The organism is Coriobacteriia bacterium (genome assembly GCA_034370385.1).
Taxonomy (GTDB): domain Bacteria; phylum Actinomycetota; class Coriobacteriia; order Anaerosomatales; family PHET01; genus JAXMKZ01.
The window spans coordinates 156754-173658 of sequence record JAXMKZ010000011.1 but is presented as its reverse complement, the minus strand read 5'-3'; the positions used below and the strand labels follow the sequence as shown (position 1 = coordinate 173658).

The 16905-nt window shown below is 65.4% G+C and carries 19 protein-coding genes and 1 pseudogene; 8 read left to right on the top strand and 12 right to left on the bottom strand.

Translation table 11 applies throughout. The features are described from left to right. Window positions 1-27: 27 nt before the first annotated feature. From U1E26_03660 to U1E26_03635, 6 genes are all read left to right on the top strand, one after another. Window positions 28-714, top strand: a complete 687-nt coding sequence (locus U1E26_03660; GenBank protein ID MDZ4168737.1) for a DsbA family protein — start codon at window positions 28-30, stop codon at window positions 712-714. A 57-nt stretch (window positions 715-771) separates the two neighbouring features. Then, window positions 772-2031, top strand: a complete 1260-nt coding sequence (locus U1E26_03655) for a hypothetical protein (protein ID MDZ4168736.1) — start codon at window positions 772-774, stop codon at window positions 2029-2031. A 5-nt stretch (window positions 2032-2036) separates the two neighbouring features. After that, the gene (locus tag U1E26_03650) at window positions 2037-2816 is read left to right on the top strand and encodes a sulfite exporter TauE/SafE family protein (protein MDZ4168735.1); all 780 of its coding nucleotides are present in this window, start codon (window positions 2037-2039) and stop codon (window positions 2814-2816) included. Window positions 2817-2821: 5 nt separating this feature from the next. Beyond that, a complete protein-coding gene (locus U1E26_03645; GenBank protein MDZ4168734.1) occupies window positions 2822-3631 on the top strand; it encodes a GNAT family N-acetyltransferase in 810 nt (269 codons plus the stop codon). Window positions 3632-3786: 155 nt separating this feature from the next. Beyond that, a complete protein-coding gene (locus U1E26_03640) occupies window positions 3787-4497 on the top strand; it encodes a LytTR family DNA-binding domain-containing protein (GenBank protein ID MDZ4168733.1) in 711 nt (236 codons plus the stop codon). Window position 4498: 1 nt separating this feature from the next. Continuing rightward, window positions 4499-4990 carry a metallophosphoesterase family protein gene (locus U1E26_03635; protein ID MDZ4168732.1) on the top strand — a complete coding sequence of 164 codons (492 nt, stop codon included), beginning with the start codon at window positions 4499-4501 and terminating at the stop codon, window positions 4988-4990. Here U1E26_03635 and U1E26_03630 read toward each other — a convergent pair. After that, complete coding sequence (locus U1E26_03630; GenBank protein ID MDZ4168731.1) at window positions 4965-6596, bottom strand: hypothetical protein; 1632 nt, start codon at window positions 6594-6596, stop codon at window positions 4965-4967. The two genes, U1E26_03635 and U1E26_03630, sit on opposite strands and share 26 nt — an antisense overlap. Before the next feature lie 46 nt (window positions 6597-6642). After that, window positions 6643-7632 carry an EamA family transporter gene (locus tag U1E26_03625; GenBank protein MDZ4168730.1) on the bottom strand — a complete coding sequence of 330 codons (990 nt, stop codon included), beginning with the start codon at window positions 7630-7632 and terminating at the stop codon, window positions 6643-6645. Between the two features lie 366 nt (window positions 7633-7998). On the opposite strand from U1E26_03625, the pseudogene U1E26_03620 reads away from it, so the two are divergent. Then, window positions 7999-8595: pseudogene (locus U1E26_03620) on the top strand (peptide-methionine (S)-S-oxide reductase). A 6-nt stretch (window positions 8596-8601) separates the two neighbouring features. Here the strand turns inward: U1E26_03620 and U1E26_03615 are convergent. After that, complete coding sequence (locus tag U1E26_03615; GenBank protein MDZ4168729.1) at window positions 8602-9234, bottom strand: GyrI-like domain-containing protein; 633 nt, start codon at window positions 9232-9234, stop codon at window positions 8602-8604. A gap of 390 nt (window positions 9235-9624) precedes the next feature. Between U1E26_03615 and U1E26_03610 the strand changes: the two genes are divergently transcribed. Further along, window positions 9625-10101, top strand: coding sequence for a thermonuclease family protein (locus U1E26_03610; GenBank protein ID MDZ4168728.1), 477 nt, complete (start codon window positions 9625-9627; stop codon window positions 10099-10101). Here U1E26_03610 and U1E26_03605 read toward each other — a convergent pair. From U1E26_03605 to U1E26_03565, 9 genes are all read right to left on the bottom strand, one after another. Beyond that, window positions 10098-10760 (bottom strand): hypothetical protein, encoded by a 663-nt coding sequence (locus tag U1E26_03605; protein MDZ4168727.1) that lies wholly within the window; start codon window positions 10758-10760, stop codon window positions 10098-10100. The two genes, U1E26_03610 and U1E26_03605, sit on opposite strands and share 4 nt — an antisense overlap. A 47-nt stretch (window positions 10761-10807) precedes the next feature. Next, on the bottom strand, window positions 10808-11857 hold the full coding sequence (locus U1E26_03600; GenBank protein ID MDZ4168726.1) for an alpha/beta hydrolase: 1050 nt from the start codon (window positions 11855-11857) through the stop codon (window positions 10808-10810). Beyond that, the gene (locus tag U1E26_03595; protein MDZ4168725.1) at window positions 11857-12216 is read right to left on the bottom strand and encodes a DUF1801 domain-containing protein; all 360 of its coding nucleotides are present in this window, start codon (window positions 12214-12216) and stop codon (window positions 11857-11859) included. The genes U1E26_03600 and U1E26_03595 overlap by 1 nt, the downstream gene beginning before the upstream one ends. Window positions 12217-12291: 75 nt before the next feature. Next, on the bottom strand, window positions 12292-12975 hold the full coding sequence (locus U1E26_03590; protein ID MDZ4168724.1) for a GAP family protein: 684 nt from the start codon (window positions 12973-12975) through the stop codon (window positions 12292-12294). A 109-nt stretch (window positions 12976-13084) separates the two neighbouring features. Continuing rightward, the gene (locus tag U1E26_03585) at window positions 13085-13417 is read right to left on the bottom strand and encodes a hypothetical protein (protein ID MDZ4168723.1); all 333 of its coding nucleotides are present in this window, start codon (window positions 13415-13417) and stop codon (window positions 13085-13087) included. Between the two features lie 253 nt (window positions 13418-13670). After that, entirely contained in the window at window positions 13671-14282 is a 612-nt protein-coding gene (locus U1E26_03580) for a DUF3267 domain-containing protein (protein ID MDZ4168722.1), read from the bottom strand. Window positions 14283-14472: 190 nt separating this feature from the next. Further along, window positions 14473-15483, bottom strand: coding sequence for a hydrogenase expression/formation protein HypE (gene hypE, locus U1E26_03575; protein ID MDZ4168721.1), 1011 nt, complete (start codon window positions 15481-15483; stop codon window positions 14473-14475). A gap of 36 nt (window positions 15484-15519) precedes the next feature. Continuing rightward, entirely contained in the window at window positions 15520-16626 is a 1107-nt protein-coding gene (gene hypD, locus U1E26_03570; protein MDZ4168720.1) for a hydrogenase formation protein HypD, read from the bottom strand. A 6-nt stretch (window positions 16627-16632) separates the two neighbouring features. Then, window positions 16633-16884 carry a HypC/HybG/HupF family hydrogenase formation chaperone gene (locus tag U1E26_03565; protein MDZ4168719.1) on the bottom strand — a complete coding sequence of 84 codons (252 nt, stop codon included), beginning with the start codon at window positions 16882-16884 and terminating at the stop codon, window positions 16633-16635. Window positions 16885-16905 lie beyond the last annotated feature (21 nt).

The following is a 16905-nucleotide window of genomic DNA, read 5'->3' as shown; positions in this document are numbered from 1 at the left end:
GTACTTCTCGTTGACTGAAGGAGGACGATGTCTGACACCCCGGACCGTGAGCATGACCACAATGACGAGAGCCGTGAGTCGGTGACGCCGCGGGTTCTGGTGTTCTTCGACTACGCCTGTCCGTTCTGCTACCTGGACTGGCCACGCTTCAAGCGTATGCGCAGCGAGCACGCAGTCGAACTGTTCTTGGTGCCGTTCGAGCTGCGACCTACGCTCGACGCGCGGGGAGTATCGATGGAGGCGTTTGGCGGCGGGCATTCGGAGCGCGTCGAGGAACACATGCAGCTCATGGCCCGCGAAGGCGATCTGCTCCTTGCGTCGCCCGGGTTCATGCCCAACACCCACCTCGCGCTCTCATTGGGTGAGTTCGCACGCGACGGGGGGCCACAAGTTCATGAGCTCGTTCACGAGGCGCTGTTCGCTGCCTACAACGGTCACGCTGCCGATATTGGGGAGATGGATGTTCTCGTGCGCATCGCACAAGAGTGCGGACTCAGCGCCGAGGAGGCGCGGGGAGCGCTCGATGCGGGGACGTACGACGAGCGCCTCCATCAGTTCCGTCACATGGCCTTGTCGTTTGGTATCGAAGCAACGCCCGCGGCTCTGATCTGCAATGAGCTTCTCATCGGCAGTCGACCGTACCGTGTGCTGGAGGAGTCGCTTCGCCATTGTCTGGTCGATGAGCGCACCATCACGGCGCAAGCGGCTCCGTAGCGGTATCATGGTGCGCGCTGCTACACGATCTGCACCCGACTCAGGAGCCGCCGCACCGTGGACCCCGTTGTAGTGATACCGACCTTCTGGACCCGCCGGACCGGCGGACGAGGCCGCGTCGGCGTTGACGAGAACGCGGCCATCTACGACCACCCGACGCCGCTCGACGACATCGAGCCGCCGCTCAGGGCATGCCTCCAGTCCCTGCGCAATGTGCGTGGGCTGGGCCGCGTGGTTGTCATCGTCGCCGTCACCGAGGAAGCCATCGCCCACCAGGCGGAGGACCGCGTGCGGGATATCATCGATGAGTTCTCCGACATCGATGCGTTCGTCTTCGGCCCGGCGGAGATGGGGTCGCTGCACCGCCGACTCGAGCAGCTCGAGTTCGCCGATCTCATCGAGGGCATAACGCTCACCGGTTACGGAGCGGTTCGCAACGTGGGCCTGATAGCGGCAGCGGTGCTTGGGCATGACTCCGTGGTGTTCGTCGACGACGACGAGATGGTCGAGTCGGCGGCGTTTCTCGAGACGGCGCTGTACGGTCTGGGCGCTCACCTGCAGGACGGCACGCCGCTGCTGGCCAAGAGTGGCTACTACGTGGACTCCCAGGGGCGCTGGCAGAAACACAGCGAGCCTCACTGGTCAGATGCCTTCTGGCGTCAGCAGGACGCATTCAACAAGGCCTTGGACGTGGTGATGAAGCCACCGAGGATTCAGCGTGCGAAGGTCGCGTTCGGCGGAATCCTCGCTTTGCACCGCGACATGTTCTCTGCGGTGAGTTTCGACCCGTGGGTGACACGCGGCGAGGATGTCGACTACGTCATCAACGCGCGCATGCACGGCGGAGACGTCTTCATCGACGACGAATGGTGCGTGCTGCACCTTCCGCCGACTGCCGTGAGCGAGGCGATGCGGTTCAGGCAGGACGTCTATCGCTTCGTGTACGAGCACCGCAAGATCGAGTTCGCCAAGTCTCAGGTGGACTTGCGTCAGGTGACGCCGAAGTCGATGGCGCCCTACCCGGGCGAGTTCATCGACTCGTCGGTCGGATGGCGCGCGTTCATGACGGGCATGCTGCGCGCGATCGCCCGGCCCGAGAAGGCCCTGTACTTCCGCTACGGGCTCCACGCCGTGCGCGAAGCCGGCGCCTACGCTCGCGAGAACTGCCAGAACTACTTCGAGTTCCAGCGACGCTGGCCACTGCTCATGGAGCGCATCTGGGGCGATGTGGCGCTCGAGACCCTGTTCACCGGTGAACGTCAGATCGACCGCACCGCGCTCACCGGGCGTTTTCCGGTCGTACCGCCCTCCAGGTGAGCTCGATGGCCGGCGCGTTCGTTGCGGTGGGCATCGGGTTCGTCTCAGGGGTCTTGTCCGGCATGTTCGGCATCGGCGGGGGCATCATCACGACGCCCGCGATTCGGTTCTTCACCGATGCCTCCGCCCTGGTGGCGGTCGGAACGCCGCTGCCGGTCATTCTGCCCAGCGCGATCACCGGGGCGGCTTCCTACGCGCGGCGGGGGCTCGCTGATGTGCGTGCCGGAGTGGTCGTTGGCCTCGCGGGCTCTTTGACCGCCGTCGCGGGAGCGTGGGCGACCCGGCTCGTCGGTGGTTCGGTGGTGCTCGTCGGCACGGCTCTTCTGATCGTCTGGGCGGCAGCGGACATGACGATCCAGATCTACCGGCCCCCACGTGAGGATGCCGATGCGCACAACGTCCCGAACACCGGCGGGCGCGCCCTCAAGCTCGCGGCGATCGGGGTGCTCACCGGCGCCTACTCGGGCTTCTTCGGTTTGGGCGGCGGATTCGTGCTCGTTCCCCTTCTGACGAGATGGCTCAGGTACCCCATCAAAGTGGCGATCGGGACATCACTGGTCGCCGTCGCACTCCTGGCGGTGCCGGGAACCATCACGCACGCGCTGCTGGGGAACATCGATTGGGCGATAGCGGCCGGCCTTACGGTCGGCGTGATACCCGGCGCACTGGTCGGCGCGCGGATCAGTGCGGGCGCCGCCGATCGTCGACTACGCATCGGATTCGCCTTGTTGCTGCTGACCATGGCCCTGTGGCTGGGCGCAAGTGAAGTGGGCGCGTTGCTGTGACGACGATGACCCGGGAGGCACGCTCCGAGGAGCTCGCGAGCCTGTGGCCAGCGGTCCGGTCGGCGCACCTCATGGGGACGCAACGGGAGTTCGCCGCGTTCCACGAGGCAGGTGCGTGGCGCGTGCGCGTCTCAGACCGAGGCGATGTCATCGTCCTCGAGGCGTGGCGCGACCGAGGGGATGTACTGGCGATACGGGCGCTGTGTGCCCCCGCCGCTCGGATCGCCGGTCTTGTGGATCAGGCCGCGACGATCGCAGCGTCGCGTGGATACCGTCGAGTCATGTCGCCGCTCATACAGGAGGGCGCAGCCGCTCCCTACCGTCGGTGCGGGATGGGCGACCTTGAGGGCCTGGTGGCGTTCACCGTTGCCGCTGGTGGCGTTGCGCGCGGTCGGACGCCCCGGGCACACCCACCGGAGGCGGCCACGCCCACCGACGTCGAGGCGCTTGAACGCATCGACGTCGAGTGCTTCGGTGCGTTCTGGCGACACGGCCCCGAGGAGTTCGGGCGAATGCTCGCCACCGACCACGTGCGTGTGGTGCGAGATGACGCAGGGGTGGCGGTCGGCTACGCGGCGTCGACGCTCCTCGGCTCGACCGTGTCGGTGAGCAAGCTCGCGGTCATCCCTGGTGCCCGGCGCAGAGGCGTTGCGACCGCGCTCCTGTGCGATGCGGACCGGTGGGCGCTCAGGTGCGGGGCGCTCGGGATATCGCTCTGTACGCAGGAGAGCAACTACGCTGGGCGAACTGCGTACGAGGCAGCCGGATTCCGCACAGACGCCCATCGCTACCTGCTGCTCGTGCGCGATGTCTGAGCGTGAACACGGTGGTCTCGTCGTGAAGCGCCGTCAGCCGACCCTTCCGGGCCTGCCTGACGCAGGTGTGCCGGGCGCGGAATTGCGGATACACTATGCTTCAAGCTGCTCGTCGATGATCTGCGGGGCGGTTTCGTTGCTCGGAGGAGGTGCGGATGCTCAAGGCACTTGTGGTCGATGATGAGGCGCCCGCCCGCTCGGAGCTGCGGTTCTTGCTGGGCGAAGCGGGTGGTGTCGAGGTGGTCGGCGAGGCTGGCAACGCGATGGAAGCGCTGCAGCTTATCAAGGCCATCCCCTACGACGTGATCTTCCTCGATGTCCAGATGCCTGGTCTGAGCGGCGTGCAGTTGGCAGAGACGCTGTCGGCGCATCCACGACCGCCGGCCATTGTGTTCGTCACTGCGCACTCAGAACACGCCGTGAAGGCCTTCGAGGTCAAGGCGACAGACTACCTCGTCAAGCCGGTGGAACTGGAGCGGCTGAAGCAGGCGATCACGCGCCTGACGCCGGTGTCGGAGCAGGCGCTGGCTCGCGTGGATCGCGTCCTTGTGGAGAAGGCCGGGAAGAAACTGCTCATCTCGGTGGAAGACATTCTCTTCATCATGGCGAAGGACGACTACAGCTACCTGCACACGGCCAACGAGCGCTACCTGTCCACGATGTCACTCGCGAGCCTGGAGTCCAAACTCGAGCCAGCCGGCTTCTTCCGAATCCACCGGCGCTACCTCGTGAACCTGTCGTGCGTGAAGGAAGTCGTGCCGATGTACGGCGGCACGCTCCTGCTCACGCTCACCGGCGAGGGCGGGGCTCAGATCCCGGTGTCGCGTCGCCGCGTTCCCGCGCTGAAGAAGGCGCTGGGGATGTAGGTTGGCCGACGAGGTAGCCGCCACACCCTGTCTCGTGGGTCTGCTCTCGGATACGCACGGAGTGCTCGACGAGCGCGTCGCGGTGGCATTCGAGGGGGTCGAGGCCATCATCCACGCCGGTGACGTGTGCGCTCCCCACGTGCTTCGGGATCTGGAGTCCCTCGCGCCGGTGACCGCGGTGGCCGGCAACTGCGATCACGCGGCGACTCCCGGCATGGACCTCGACTACGTCGCCCGCACACGCATCGGCGGCGTCCGATTCCTCGTGATCCACGATTTCTCGGACCTAGGACCGATTCCTGAGGATGTCGATGTCGTGGTCTGCGGCCACTCGCACGTTCCTCGATGCGAATGGCACGGGTGCGTGCTGGTGGTGAATCCCGGGTCGTCCTCACAGCGCAGGCGTCAACCGAGTCGCACGGTCGGGGTGCTTGAGGTGAGAGACAGGGCGGTCGGGGAGTTCAGACTCATTCCCCTTGATGAGATCTGCTAGCGCGCTCAAGCAGTTCCGCGAGGGCACGAACCGTTGTCGGGTCGGCGTCCGGAAGATCGATGCGCAGGGCTCGCCGCCCGTGTGCGGCGAGCGTGGCCAGATCGCCTTCGGCCTGTGCTCGATGCAGCTCTCCCAGAGTGAAGGGCCATCCGGGGATCTCTGCATCGCGCGTGTCACGCGAGGTCACGACGATGAAGACACCCGTGTTCGGTCCGCCTTTGTGCAGCTGTCCGGTGGAGTGCAGGTAGCGCGGGCCAAGCCCGAAGGCGGTGCCGACGTTGCGCGCGATTCCGATGCTGTCGGTAGCCGAGAGCAGAGGCTCCAGAGCCGTCTGGTCGTCGGGCAGGAACGCCAGCACACACAGATAGTCGCCCGGGTGCAGTGAGTCGAGCGCCTGCGATACGGCGCCGATGACTGAGATGTGATCCGCCTGCGGCGGGGCCTCGAGCCTGCTCGCGAACGTCAGCTCGAATCCGCGCTCGCCCCCCTGTGAGGCCGGCGCTTGGAGCGAGCCATCAAGCATCGCGTTTGTCGCAGCCTTGGCCTCTGCCACATTGGGCTGGTCGAAGGCGTTCACCCGCAAGGCGCAGCCGACAAGTGCCACCGAGTACTCCCACAGCACGAACCAGCCACCCAGCTCGTGCGGGTCAGCGAGTTCGAAGGCCAGAAGCGGGAGGTCGCCGTCTGGCAGGCACACCGTGGGATCGGAGGCGTTGATCGCGATGAGCGTCTCGTCTGCGCGCGCGGACCGAAGTGTCGACGTCTGATGGACTACCAGCGGCACGACTCCACGCCCATGCTTGCCCAGCGACTCCGCGACGAGCTGCTCCACCCACAGCCCGAACACCCGGAACTCCTCAGGGGCAAGGATCGTGAGCTTGTCTCGTCCCGCAGCATGTCCGCTGGCCATGAGATGCGCGAGCTGGGGGGGCTCTCCGTCTTGCAGGCCCTCCTCCATCGCGTGCGCGAAGGAGATCAGTCGTCGCACGTCCACACCGATGAGCGCCGCCGGCACGAGCCCGAAGACCGTCAGGGCCGAGTAGCGTCCGCCGACGTTGGGCGGGGCGAGCACGCACGCACGCATCCCGTCATCGGCCGCAAGGCGCTCAAGAGAAGACCCCGGGTCCGTGATCGCTATGAAGCGCCTGCCAGCAGCCTCGCGCCCCAGTGCGCCGTCTGCGTGTGATCGGAATATCGTGTAGAGGGCGTTGGGCTCTACCGTGCCCCCTGATTTGCTCGCCAGTATGAAGAGCGTCGTCGCAGGATCCACCGCCTCGAGCGTGGCAGCTATCGTGACAGGGGAGGTCGTGTCCAGGACGTGCATCCGGGTGCCGTCTCCCGGCAGCAAGCGGCTGAGCACGAGGGTGGCGAGCGATGACCCGCCCATGCCCAGCAGTACAACGTCGGTCAGAGGCTCGGCCTTCACATCGGCGACCAGCGCCTCGACCAAGGGCAGCGTCTGGGACGCCTGCGCGGCCAGGTCGGTCCAGCCCATGTACGCGGTGGCTTCCGCGGCCACGGCGGGGTCGTCACTGAACAGCGAACCGTCACGGGCCGCGAGGCGCGCCAGCACGCCTTCCGGGAAATCGAATCTCGGCAGTTCCATGGCCGCACCTTCCGTCGGTGTACATCGGTTCCTTCTTGATTGTTCCCTACGGTGGTTCCGGGGACCGCGAATCGGCATCATCGAGGCACACGTCGGTTCCGGCGGCTTCAAGGGGGACGGTCTCGATCCCCTCGCGGGCCTCAAGGCGGGCGACGACGACTCCGCCGCCGATCACCAGTGCACCGCCGACGAGCGTGGTCCACGTCAGCGCTTCGCTCAGGAACAGCGACGCGAACACCACCGCGCTCACCGGCTCGACGTAGGTCAGAATCGCCGCATGGTCGGTGCGCACCCGGCGCAAGCCTCCCAGGAAGAGGAAGCCGGCAAACGCTGTGTGGATGATGCCCAAAGAGACGAGAGCGGCGTAAGCCACGGGCGTGCTCGGAGCGTCCCCCCGCAGGTAGGCCGCGATCACAAACGGCAGGAGCACGAGCGATGCGGTCGCGTACTCCATGAACATGAGCGCCCCGCTCGAGATGCCACGCAGGATCTTCTTCGAGCGCAGAAGCAGCGTGGCGTACGTGAAGGCCGAGGCGAACGCCAGAAGGGCGCCGATGGCCTCCTCGTCGGTGCCCACCTGCAGGCCGTGGGGGGCCAGGATCACGACGATGCCCACCATGGCGAGCGAGAGGGGGGCGATCACGCGTCGATCGAACGGTTCGCCTGTCACGTAGGGGGCGAGGGCCGCCACGATGACCGGGCCGGTATAGCCGAGCAGCTCTGCCGTGGCCACGGTCGTCATGTCGATGGCGGTCAGAAAGAGAAACCAGTTGAGGGTCAGGATCAGGCCCTGTCCCACCACCTGCAGCACCTTTGAGCGTGACAGCCCTCGAAGCTCGCGCCAGCCGCCGGTGGCCACCAAGCCCAGCGCGATGACGACCCAGGCGAAGAAGACCCGGAAGAACACCTTGACGACCGACGCGCCGTCCGCACTGCGCATGATCAGCGGTATCGTGCCCCAGATGAGTCCGGCGGCCGCTATGCGCGCCAGGGCGACGAGGCGCTGGCGAGGGGCGGCGGCTGCGTCAGGAGTCATGCGGAGAGTCTAGCTGAAGCGGGACGCGGCAACAGTGAGAATCGTGGCCACAGGGGACTCGTTGTGTCTCCCTGAACGGGGGCACATGTCGGACTGCGGTCCGTTTGCTATCGCAGGCACGTGAATTGCACTTCAGGGTGACACGCACCCTACTCGCGAAGGTGTCCCGTGCCTCGCTCAGTGCACGTCCGCCGGATTCTCGTCGCCGCAGCCGCCCTCGCACTAACGGGGGTCGCACTCGCGGGATGTGACGCCGCGACGCAGCCCGCATCGGCTCCTGTGCGCACCGCTTCCGCACCAATCGACAAGGAGGTTCCGGCAATGCTTTCGACCGCTACGTTCGGTTTGGGTTGATTCTGGGGCGTCGAAGCCCGGTTCGGGCTTGTCGAAGGCGTGTGGAGGACCCGCGTCGGCTACGCAGGCAGCGACTCTCAGAACCCGACGTACAAGGATATGAGAGGCCACACCGAGTGCGTGCAGGTGGACTACGACCCGACCGTCGTCAGCTATGCGGAGCTCGTGGACCTCGTGCTAGGCGAGTACAACGCGGCATCGAGCCCCACAAGCGGCCAGTACGCCCATGTCGTGCTGGCGAGCGACGCCGAAGAGCTCGAGATCGCCCGCGAGAGGGCCCGCGCCATGTCTGAGAAGCGCGGCAGGCCCGTTGTCACGCGAATCGACCGGCTTGACCGCTTCTGGCCAGCCGAGGACTACCACCAGAAGTGGTACTTGCGGCGTGACGGAGCGATTACGGCCGAATTCAGAGCGATGCTCGGCGATGACGAAGAGGCGCTGCGTGAGAGCACCTCGGCGATGAAGGTCAACGGGTACCTTGCAGGAAGCGGGACACAAGCGCAGCTTGCTCGTGAGATCGATCAGCTCGGCCTGAGCGATGATGCCCGTGCCCGGCTCAAGTCGCGTGTGCGCGACACGGCGGCTGATACGTGGTGCCCGGTGCCGTAAGTGCCTCTACGCCGCATCCCGCGGGACTGATCGCATGGGTTGGCGAATCACCGTCTGCCACTTCGCCGGGTCTGCTTTGCGGATGTCGCTCAGGTAGATCTCGTGGTGTTTGCCGAAGCGCGTCCGGCCGGAGGCAGAGATGAAGTCGTGTACGCGCTCAATGGTCGGGCCCTCCGCCGAGAACGGCCCGACGTGCATGGTCTGTGCAGCTAGTCCCTCTTCGAACGTGGCGAAGCGCATGAGCGGAAGAGCTGGCGGATTCTTCTTCTTGGAGACGTCGGCGAGCACCGTTTCGACGAGTTCGGTGGTCACAGGGTCCGGCTGCATGATCATCGCCGTCCATTGCCACGCCGATCGGTCGCCGGAAACGAAGGCCGACATGTCGTCGGCCCACCATAGCGCCTCCAGCGGCATGACTCCGTAGTCGATTGCGCTGGGGCCCTTCTTGATGGCGAACTTGAGCGCGTACGCCACGGCGTACAGTGCCTCCACGGCGTTCGAATAGGACTCCGACGTCGTGGGGTCGCCCTGACCCTCGATCATGAGGAAGCTCATCTCAGGTACGTTGACCTCGACCACTTCGCGGGGCGAGGGCTTGTAGAGATGAGCGAGCTGCTTCTTGTAGTCGAGCTTGGGCATGGCTTCTCCGGAAGGGGGCGGGGCGGTTTCGCCTCCGCCTTTCCTAGATACCCAACGACCAGGACACGCCAGGGCGTCTGCGAAGGTCGCGTTCAGCTAGAATCTCCACAGGGCATAGACGCAGGCAATACGGGGAAGTCGAGGTCCAGTTTGCCCGATCGAAACGCACGGCAGACCGAGACCCAGCTCAGGGCCGGGCGCCGGCCCTCGCCACTCTTCCTCCTAGCCGTCGCGCTGGTTGCGCTTTCCCTGGGCGGTTGCTCCGTCGACGGCGCTCGAGTGCTGCCGGAGTCAGCGCAGTCCGCTGTCCCAGAGTCACCGGCTCCGGCGTCCGCGCCCAGCGCCCCTGCCACACAGACAGGGGAGGATGCGTCGGAACCAGACTCCGGTGTGGATACAGCCGAGTCCGCCGCTGTTCCGCTGACGCGTGCCACCGTCGTGCGCGTGGTCGACGGTGACACGGCCGTCTTCAAGCTCAAGAACGGCAGAACGGAGAAGACACGCTTCATCGGCATCGACACTCCGGAGTCGACCAACAGCATCGAGGAGTACGGCCAGGAGGCCACGGCTTTCACCAAGCAGTCACTCCCGAAGGGACGCACGGTCTACCTCGAACTGGGTGTGGACAAGCGCGATAGATACGATCGACTGCTGGCCTACGTCTGGCTGAGCCCACCCCGCGACGACAGCAAGTCCGAGGTGCGCCAGAAGATGTTCAACGCCGAACTGGCGTTGGCTGGCTATGCTCAGCAGATGACGGTACCGCCCAACTCCAAGTACGCGAGCTACTTTCGCGAGTTCGTCGCCGAGGCCAGGGACGACAACAGGGGGCTTTGGGCCATCGATCCCGCCGCGAAGGACCGCTAGACCTTGCGTCGTTGGAGGAACGCCAGCGTGGCGACGAGTGACACCGACATGATGACCTCGCCGGAGTTGACGAGCAGGAACGCCGAGCTGTCAGAACGAAGGAACTGGGAAAGCGGGACCGGCAGCGCGCCCAGAAGCATCCATGGCCAGCGGGTGTGCCACAAGACGAGGGCTCCGCAGATCAGGACGACGACGAGCATGGTCAGGGACGGTGGCGGAGGGGTGAAAAGCCGGCCTACGTTGGTGTAGTAGACCGCATCACCCTCGGTCACCAGCTCCCCTTTGAAGAACACGACCTCATTGAGCAGCCCAACGGCCACCATCGCACCGTACAGAACGTACGAACCGATGACGACCGTTCGGGCACGCTTCGCGAACGCGCCCGCGCGCACGGCGAACGAGACTGCGGCGACGATCCACAGGGGGGTGAGTAGCGCGTGGCCCGCGAACCGGGGGAAGGTCAGCGCCTGCAGCATCGGCCCGGGGCCGATGAATCCGCCGAGTGCGATGATGAGGTTGTCGTACCACACCGCCGCGATGGGGAGCAGCAATGCGAGGGCCCCGACGGTGCGATCCTTGCGCCAGAGCACGAACGCCCAGACGGCGACCACAGCCTGCGCGATGGCATACACGATATAGGCGAACTCGGTCGATCCCACCGGACTCCTCCCACCTTCGCTGTCGTCATCGCGCCCCAGAAGGGGTTCTAGTCGGCACGGCCGTCGAGGAAGGCAGTGACCGCGGCAAGAAACGCGGCCGGCTGCTCCTCGTGAGGGATGTGGCCGCTCTGCTCGACAATCACGAGCTCCGCCCCATCGACAAGCGCCGCTGCGCGCTCGGTGTCTTCAGGCGGAACGATGCGGTCATCGTCGCCCGTGATGAACAGCGCAGGCACGTTGATGCCGCGAACGACATCAGGCACGTTCGTGGGCCGAGGTGCGATCGTCAACAGCCAAAGTGCGCTGTCCCAGTCTCTCACTCGCAGGGGCTTGCGGTATTCGGTGAGGGTCTCGCTCGTTATCTTCGAAGGATCGTGCCACGCGGAGCGTATGAAGTCCGTGCCTGCCTGCCCGCCGAGATTGCGGGCGAAGAGCGGACCGAGTCGCATGAACTGAGGAGTGCGAAACAGCGGCGTGAGGAACGCGGGCGGTCCGCCGGCGAAGATAGCGGGGTCTTCGAGAACGACGGCCTCGACACGATCGGGGTAGCGCTGTACGACCAGTGCTGCCACGGTGCCCCCTGCCGAGTGGCCGACGAGAACAGCGCGACGTATGCCGAGCTCGTCCATCATCTTGACGGTGAGATCAGCCTGCGTTTCGGGCGCATACGGGTTGGGCCCGGTCCAGTCCAGTGGCCGCTCGGACAGTCCGAACGCGGGTCGATCGAACGCAATCACCGGCATCCGAGCGGAGAGGGGCTCGGCGACCTCTCCCCACGAGTACGTGGAAGCGCCAAAGCCGTGCAGGAGGACAGCCGCGGTTTCGACGCCTTCGGTTGCGGGCGAGGAGGGTAGCCCCCAGGCCTTGTAGTGCACGTCGAGCCCGTCGATCTTGACGAAGCGCGAATCGCTGTCAGCGAGAGACCTCGCAGTGACGGTGTCCTCCAGGGGCGGCACCGGCCACAACAGCGGCAGCACGAGCAACGCGACCAGCACGCACGCCGCGACCAGTGCGATCCGTCTTGTGCGTGAAGTGCCTGACACCGCCCGCGCCTCTTTGGTTCTGAGGCGGGGGTCGAAGAGCGACCGGATCTCCATCACGGTGCCAGCATCAGATCGTGGGCTTGCATGACGTACTCTCGCACGTGCTTGGAATCGGTATCGCTGACCTCGCGAAGCTTGATGTGGCGCCGCAGCTTCCCGCTTCCTTCGAGGACGTCGAACCGGTCTTGCAGTTCGAACCCTCTGCTGAACTCAAGTGACACGTGTCCCCCGTATGCGAATACCCCACAGAACTGCACGGGGGCGGCGAACATGAGACCGCCGTACATCACGCTCTCTGATGCATCCGGCGCCGTGGCCAGCACGATCCCTCTCACCCGCTGCACCAGCTCGTGGAACTCGGGGTTGGCATCACCAAGGTCGCTGAGGTGCTGCTGGACACTCGTGTTGCTCACAGTCCGTTCCTCCCGCTGTGCCTGACGTCATCGGGGATGACGCGACCCGGTTCAGGGAACCTGACCCGATATAGCTCAGGCAAGTTGTAGCAGACCGGCGATGGCCGAGTATAGGAGCAGCGCGCCCAGAACCGCGAGAACTGCGGCGGTAACCATCGAACCGTTGTCTCCCAGCCAGAGTCTGGCAGCGGCGAGTGACTCCGCCGAGCGGTGGGGCGCAATCACGGAGAACGCGACCGGCAGCGTGACACTCAAGCTCGCAAGTACGAGGAACAGCATCAGCGTGATCCACTCCACCGCCACACCAGACGATGCCCCCAGAATCGTCAAGACACCCGCGACGACAAACGCCAGGGTCTTGGGGTTGAGGAACGCGTACGCAGCGGCCACCACGAAGGCGCGAGGAGGTGAGAGGCCGGTCAACGAGCCCATCCAGCTCGGCGTTTCGTCAGCACCAGAGGCCCTGGATTGCTTGCGCCACTTGGCTAGTGCCCAGATGACGAGCACCGCGCCTAGCACTAGCTTCGCAATCAGCGCCAGCGTGGAAGGCTCGCCCAGCAGCTCGCCCGCATCACCGACGAGCATGACCACCGAGCCGATTGCGAGCAGGCCGGCCAGCCAGCCGCCTGCGAATGCCATCGCCTTTGGGCGCGAGGAAGACGCCAAGACGATTGCTGCGATGATGGCCGGCGGATTGAAGGCGACGCCGGCTGCAGCCAAGAGAAGCTCGATGATGAGAGGTCCGGTCAGTGGTGCCACCCGCCCATTTTCTCGATGCATCCAACGCAGGTGCGCTTCATCTGCGAGCGCGTGCTCTCATTATGCGTCAATCGGCCGCGCGTCGAGCCGAAGTGCGGGTCGGGTGCGCTCAGACGCCATACCAGACCGCATATCCACGCTTGCGCAGGCTCTGAGCGCGCTTCGCTTCGGCGTGTTCGGCAAGCTCGCGGGTTTCGAAGCCTTGCAGGTTTCGATAGAGCCGCGGCATCAACTGAATCGCGTACTCATGTGCATAGCGGTTGGATTTGTAGCCGTCGAGATGCTGTTGGAAGCGTGCCTCCGGCGTGAGATAGGTCGAGCCAACGTAGACGCACGGCTTTCCGGCCTTCAGGTACAGATTGGCTTCGACGAACTTGGTGTGTTGAAGCACGTCGCGGCTCAACTCGATCACGTAGACGTTGTATGTCCGCTTCCGCTTCACCTTTGAGTCCTCTACCTGACGATGCCCGCTCGATTGCTTCGTTAGCCATCATGCCAGCGGCTGGCGAAATTTCGAAGGATGAGCCCTGCGAATGTCGCTCAGACAGATCTCATGGTGCATGCCGCCACGCCGCGCGATTGCCAGGGGACCCTTTTTGGCTGCGAACTTGAGGGCGTACGCAGAAGAGAAGACGCGTCACGCCCGGTCCGGACCCGAGTCCACATCACGCGGAGTTGTCGGGTTGACGCCCGGGCTAGACCGCCCGCCACCACGTTGAGAACCCCTGGTTGCGGATCACTGCATCCCGAGGCACCTGCCTGAACAGGAGCAGCAGCATGATCAGGTCCGCTCCCGAACCGATGACATTGACCATGCTCAGCAAAGCAAGCCACCAGGCTGCCGATGGCACGACGAGTGCCGCAACCAGCGGCAGAACGGACAGCGCGACCAGCGGCATGGCACCACTGAGGAGCTGAGCCTTGAGTGGGAGTGCGCCGATGTAGGCCACATAGGGCGCGAAGTGTCTGGGCCAGAAGCCCAGGACCAGGTTCTCCGAGTGACCTGCGACGGCCAACGGAAGCGCATGCAGCATCTCATGGATAAGGATGCCTCCGACAAGGATTGCGAGGACGCCGACGATCTGCAGGAGCGAAATCGTGAACTCGAACGTCGCCCCATCGCTGAACGCGGCCGGAACAGGCAGAATCAAGGACCAAAGCCACGCAAGCGGCAGGGCCAGCACCATGCCGAGTGGGATGGCCGATACCATCAGCACTCCGGGTCGCGGTTCTTGCAGACGGTTCCAGCCCTCAGCGCCGGGGTCGAACGCCTCGTCCAGTGGTACGGGCCCGAGCTGGAACTTCACGTGCCCCCCAATCCTGCATCTGTCGGTCTGGCCGGCGCTTCTGTACGCCACGGCGATGAGCGCTCTTGAAGCCAGGAAGTCGCCCATCTACCCGACCGGACCGCGCCGCACCACAAGCTCCACAAGGGTCACGAACACGCGGGCGAAGAGGAGCATCTTCGTTCGCGCGCGTCGGCGGGTGGCCGGCGCGTCAGCAGATGCGCGGCAGCTGCTCGCCGACGAGCATGTCCATGATGCGCGTCGCACCGAAGGCGGTCTTGACGTAGACGCGTCCGGCGTGTCCCTCGGCGACCTCGCCGATGATCGCGGCCTGCTCGCCGTAGGGTGCGGCCTGCATCGCCGCGAGGGCCGCGTCGGCCTCGTCGGCGGGAACGACCGCAACCATCTTGCCCTCGTTGGCCACCTGGAAGACGTCGTAGCCCAGCATCTCGGAGGCTCCGCGCACCTGGGGGTTCACCGGCACGAGCGTCTCGTCGACGGTGATCTGGACGCCTGATGCGCCGGCAAGCTCGTTGAGCGTCGAGGCCAGGCCACCGCGCGTCGGGTCGCGGAAGCAGCGCACATGCGGAGCCGCCGCGAGCGTCGCGGCGATCAGCGCGTTCAGCGGGGCGGCGTCGGTCTCTATATCGGTGGAGAACTCAAGCCCCTCGCGGGTCGAAACGATCGCGATACCGTGGTCGCCCAGCGTGCCGGAGACGAGAACCTTATCGCCCGGCTTGCAGTACGAGCCGGACAGGTCCACGCCTTCGTCGAGCGCTCCGACGCCTGCGGTGTTGATGAAGCAGCCGTCACCCTTGCCCTTCTCGACGACCTTGGTGTCACCGGTGACGATGTGCACGCCTGCCTCGCGCGCGGCATCACGCATCGAGACGAGGATGCGCCGCAGGTCTGCGACCGGGAACCCCTCCTCAAGCACGAAGCCCACTGAGAGATAGAGCGGCGTGGCCCCGCTCGTCGCGACGTCGTTCACCGTGCCACACACGGCGAGCCGACCGATGTCGCCACCGGGGAAGAACAGCGGGTGTACGACGTAGGTGTCGGTGGAGAAGGCCAGCCGCGAGCCGGAGAAGGGGAGAGATGCGGCATCGTCGAGGCGCTTCAAGGCATCCTCGCCGAACTCGGCGACGAACACGTCGTCGATGAGTTCGCGCATCATGGTTCCGCCAGAGCCGTGCGCGAGCAAGATGCGGTCCGAGCGCATGGTGGGCCTTTCGCGAAGGGGTCGTGGGTCGGGCGGCTACCCGTCCGAGGCGTCCGATTTGCCGTAGTCGGTGAAACGATAGTACGCCGCGCACGAGCCCTCAGACGAGACCATACACGGTCCGATCGGGTGCTCCGGAGTGCAGCCACGCGCGAACAGCTTGCAGTTGAAGGGGAGGATCACCCCGCGCAGGACCTCGCCGCACTGACAGCCTTTGATCTCCTTGGGCTCGGGAAGCTCCACCGGCAACTTCTTGGCCGCATCGAAGGCCGCATACGCCTCGCGAATGCCCATGCCGGTACCGGGAATCACGCCGATGCCGCGCCAGTCGGCGTCTACCGGCTCGAAGACCCGCTCGACCAGCTCCCGGGCGGTCGGGTTGCCCTCGGGCATGACGCCGCGGTGGTAGGCGATCTCGATCTCGGAGCGGCCCTCTTCGAGCTGCTTCAAGATCATGTACACGCCCTGCAGCACGTCGACCGGCTCGAAGCCGGTGATGACGCCGGGTACCTTGTACTGCTCGGCGAGGAACTCGTAGGGCTGGCTGCCGATGATCGTCGAGACGTGCCCCGGCAGGATGAACGCGTCGATCTGCACCTCGGGGTCGTTGACAAGCGCCTCGAGCGCGATCGGCACCGTCTTATGCGCGCAGAACACGCTGAAGTTCGTGAGTCCCTGCTCTTGCGCGCGCAGGATGGCGGCGGCGATGAGCGGGGCGGTCGTCTCGAAGCCCACCGCGATGAAGATCACCTCGCGATCGGGCTCCTTCTCGGCGAGCGTCAAGGCATCGAGCGGCGAGTAGACGATACGCACATCGCGCCCCTCGGCCTTCTCGCGCGAGAGAGAACTGTAGCTTCCAGGTACCTTCATCATGTCCCCGAACGTGGTGACGATGACGTCAGGGCGCTGGGAGAGCGCCACGGCGGTGTCGATGTCGCGGTTCGCGGTCACACACACGGGACAGCCGGGGCCGGACAGCAGGGTGACCCGCTCGGGCATGATGGCGCGCAGCCCGTTCTTGGCTATCGACACGGTGTGGGTGCCGCAGACCTCCATGATCTTCACGGGACCGGTGTCAGTCGCGCTGATGGCGTCGATCAGGCCCCGGGCGATCGTGGGGTCGCGGAAACCGGAGAGGTCCATGCGCCGTTACGCCCCTTCGGCGAGCAAGGGCTCCTGGTCTTCGAAGAACGGGAGCGTCTTGAGAAGCTCGAGCGTCTCTTTCGCGTACTCCTCCTCAACGACCTGGAGCGCGAAGCCCGCGTGGACAAGCACCCAGTCTTCGACTTCGGCCTCGGGCACGAGGTCGAGAGAGACCACACGCGTCACGCCGACGATGTCGACGGTCGCCATGCGATGCTCAGCGATAGATGCGATACGAGCGGGAATTGCTAGACACATACGCTTCGAGCTCCTTCGGTA

Excerpts from the sequence above, each read along its gene's own strand:
- U1E26_03615 (MDZ4168729.1), bottom strand. The coding sequence starts at position 9,234 with ATGCCCAAGCTCGACTACAAGAAGCAGCTCGCTCATCTCTACAAGCCC.
- U1E26_03650 (MDZ4168735.1), top strand. The coding sequence starts at position 2,037 with ATGGCCGGCGCGTTCGTTGCGGTGGGCATCGGGTTCGTCTCAGGGGTC.
- U1E26_03565 (MDZ4168719.1), bottom strand. The coding sequence starts at position 16,884 with ATGTGTCTAGCAATTCCCGCTCGTATCGCATCTATCGCTGAGCATCGC.
- hypE (MDZ4168721.1), bottom strand. The coding sequence starts at position 15,483 with ATGCGCTCGGACCGCATCTTGCTCGCGCACGGCTCTGGCGGAACCATG.
- U1E26_03625 (MDZ4168730.1), bottom strand. The coding sequence starts at position 7,632 with ATGACTCCTGACGCAGCCGCCGCCCCTCGCCAGCGCCTCGTCGCCCTG.
- U1E26_03600 (MDZ4168726.1), bottom strand. The coding sequence starts at position 11,857 with ATGGAGATCCGGTCGCTCTTCGACCCCCGCCTCAGAACCAAAGAGGCG.
- U1E26_03630 (MDZ4168731.1), bottom strand. The coding sequence starts at position 6,596 with ATGGAACTGCCGAGATTCGATTTCCCGGAAGGCGTGCTGGCGCGCCTC.
- U1E26_03645 (MDZ4168734.1), top strand. The coding sequence starts at position 2,822 with ATGACCCGGGAGGCACGCTCCGAGGAGCTCGCGAGCCTGTGGCCAGCG.
- U1E26_03640 (MDZ4168733.1), top strand. The coding sequence starts at position 3,787 with ATGCTCAAGGCACTTGTGGTCGATGATGAGGCGCCCGCCCGCTCGGAG.
- U1E26_03660 (MDZ4168737.1), top strand. The coding sequence starts at position 28 with ATGTCTGACACCCCGGACCGTGAGCATGACCACAATGACGAGAGCCGT.
- hypD (MDZ4168720.1), bottom strand. The coding sequence starts at position 16,626 with ATGGACCTCTCCGGTTTCCGCGACCCCACGATCGCCCGGGGCCTGATC.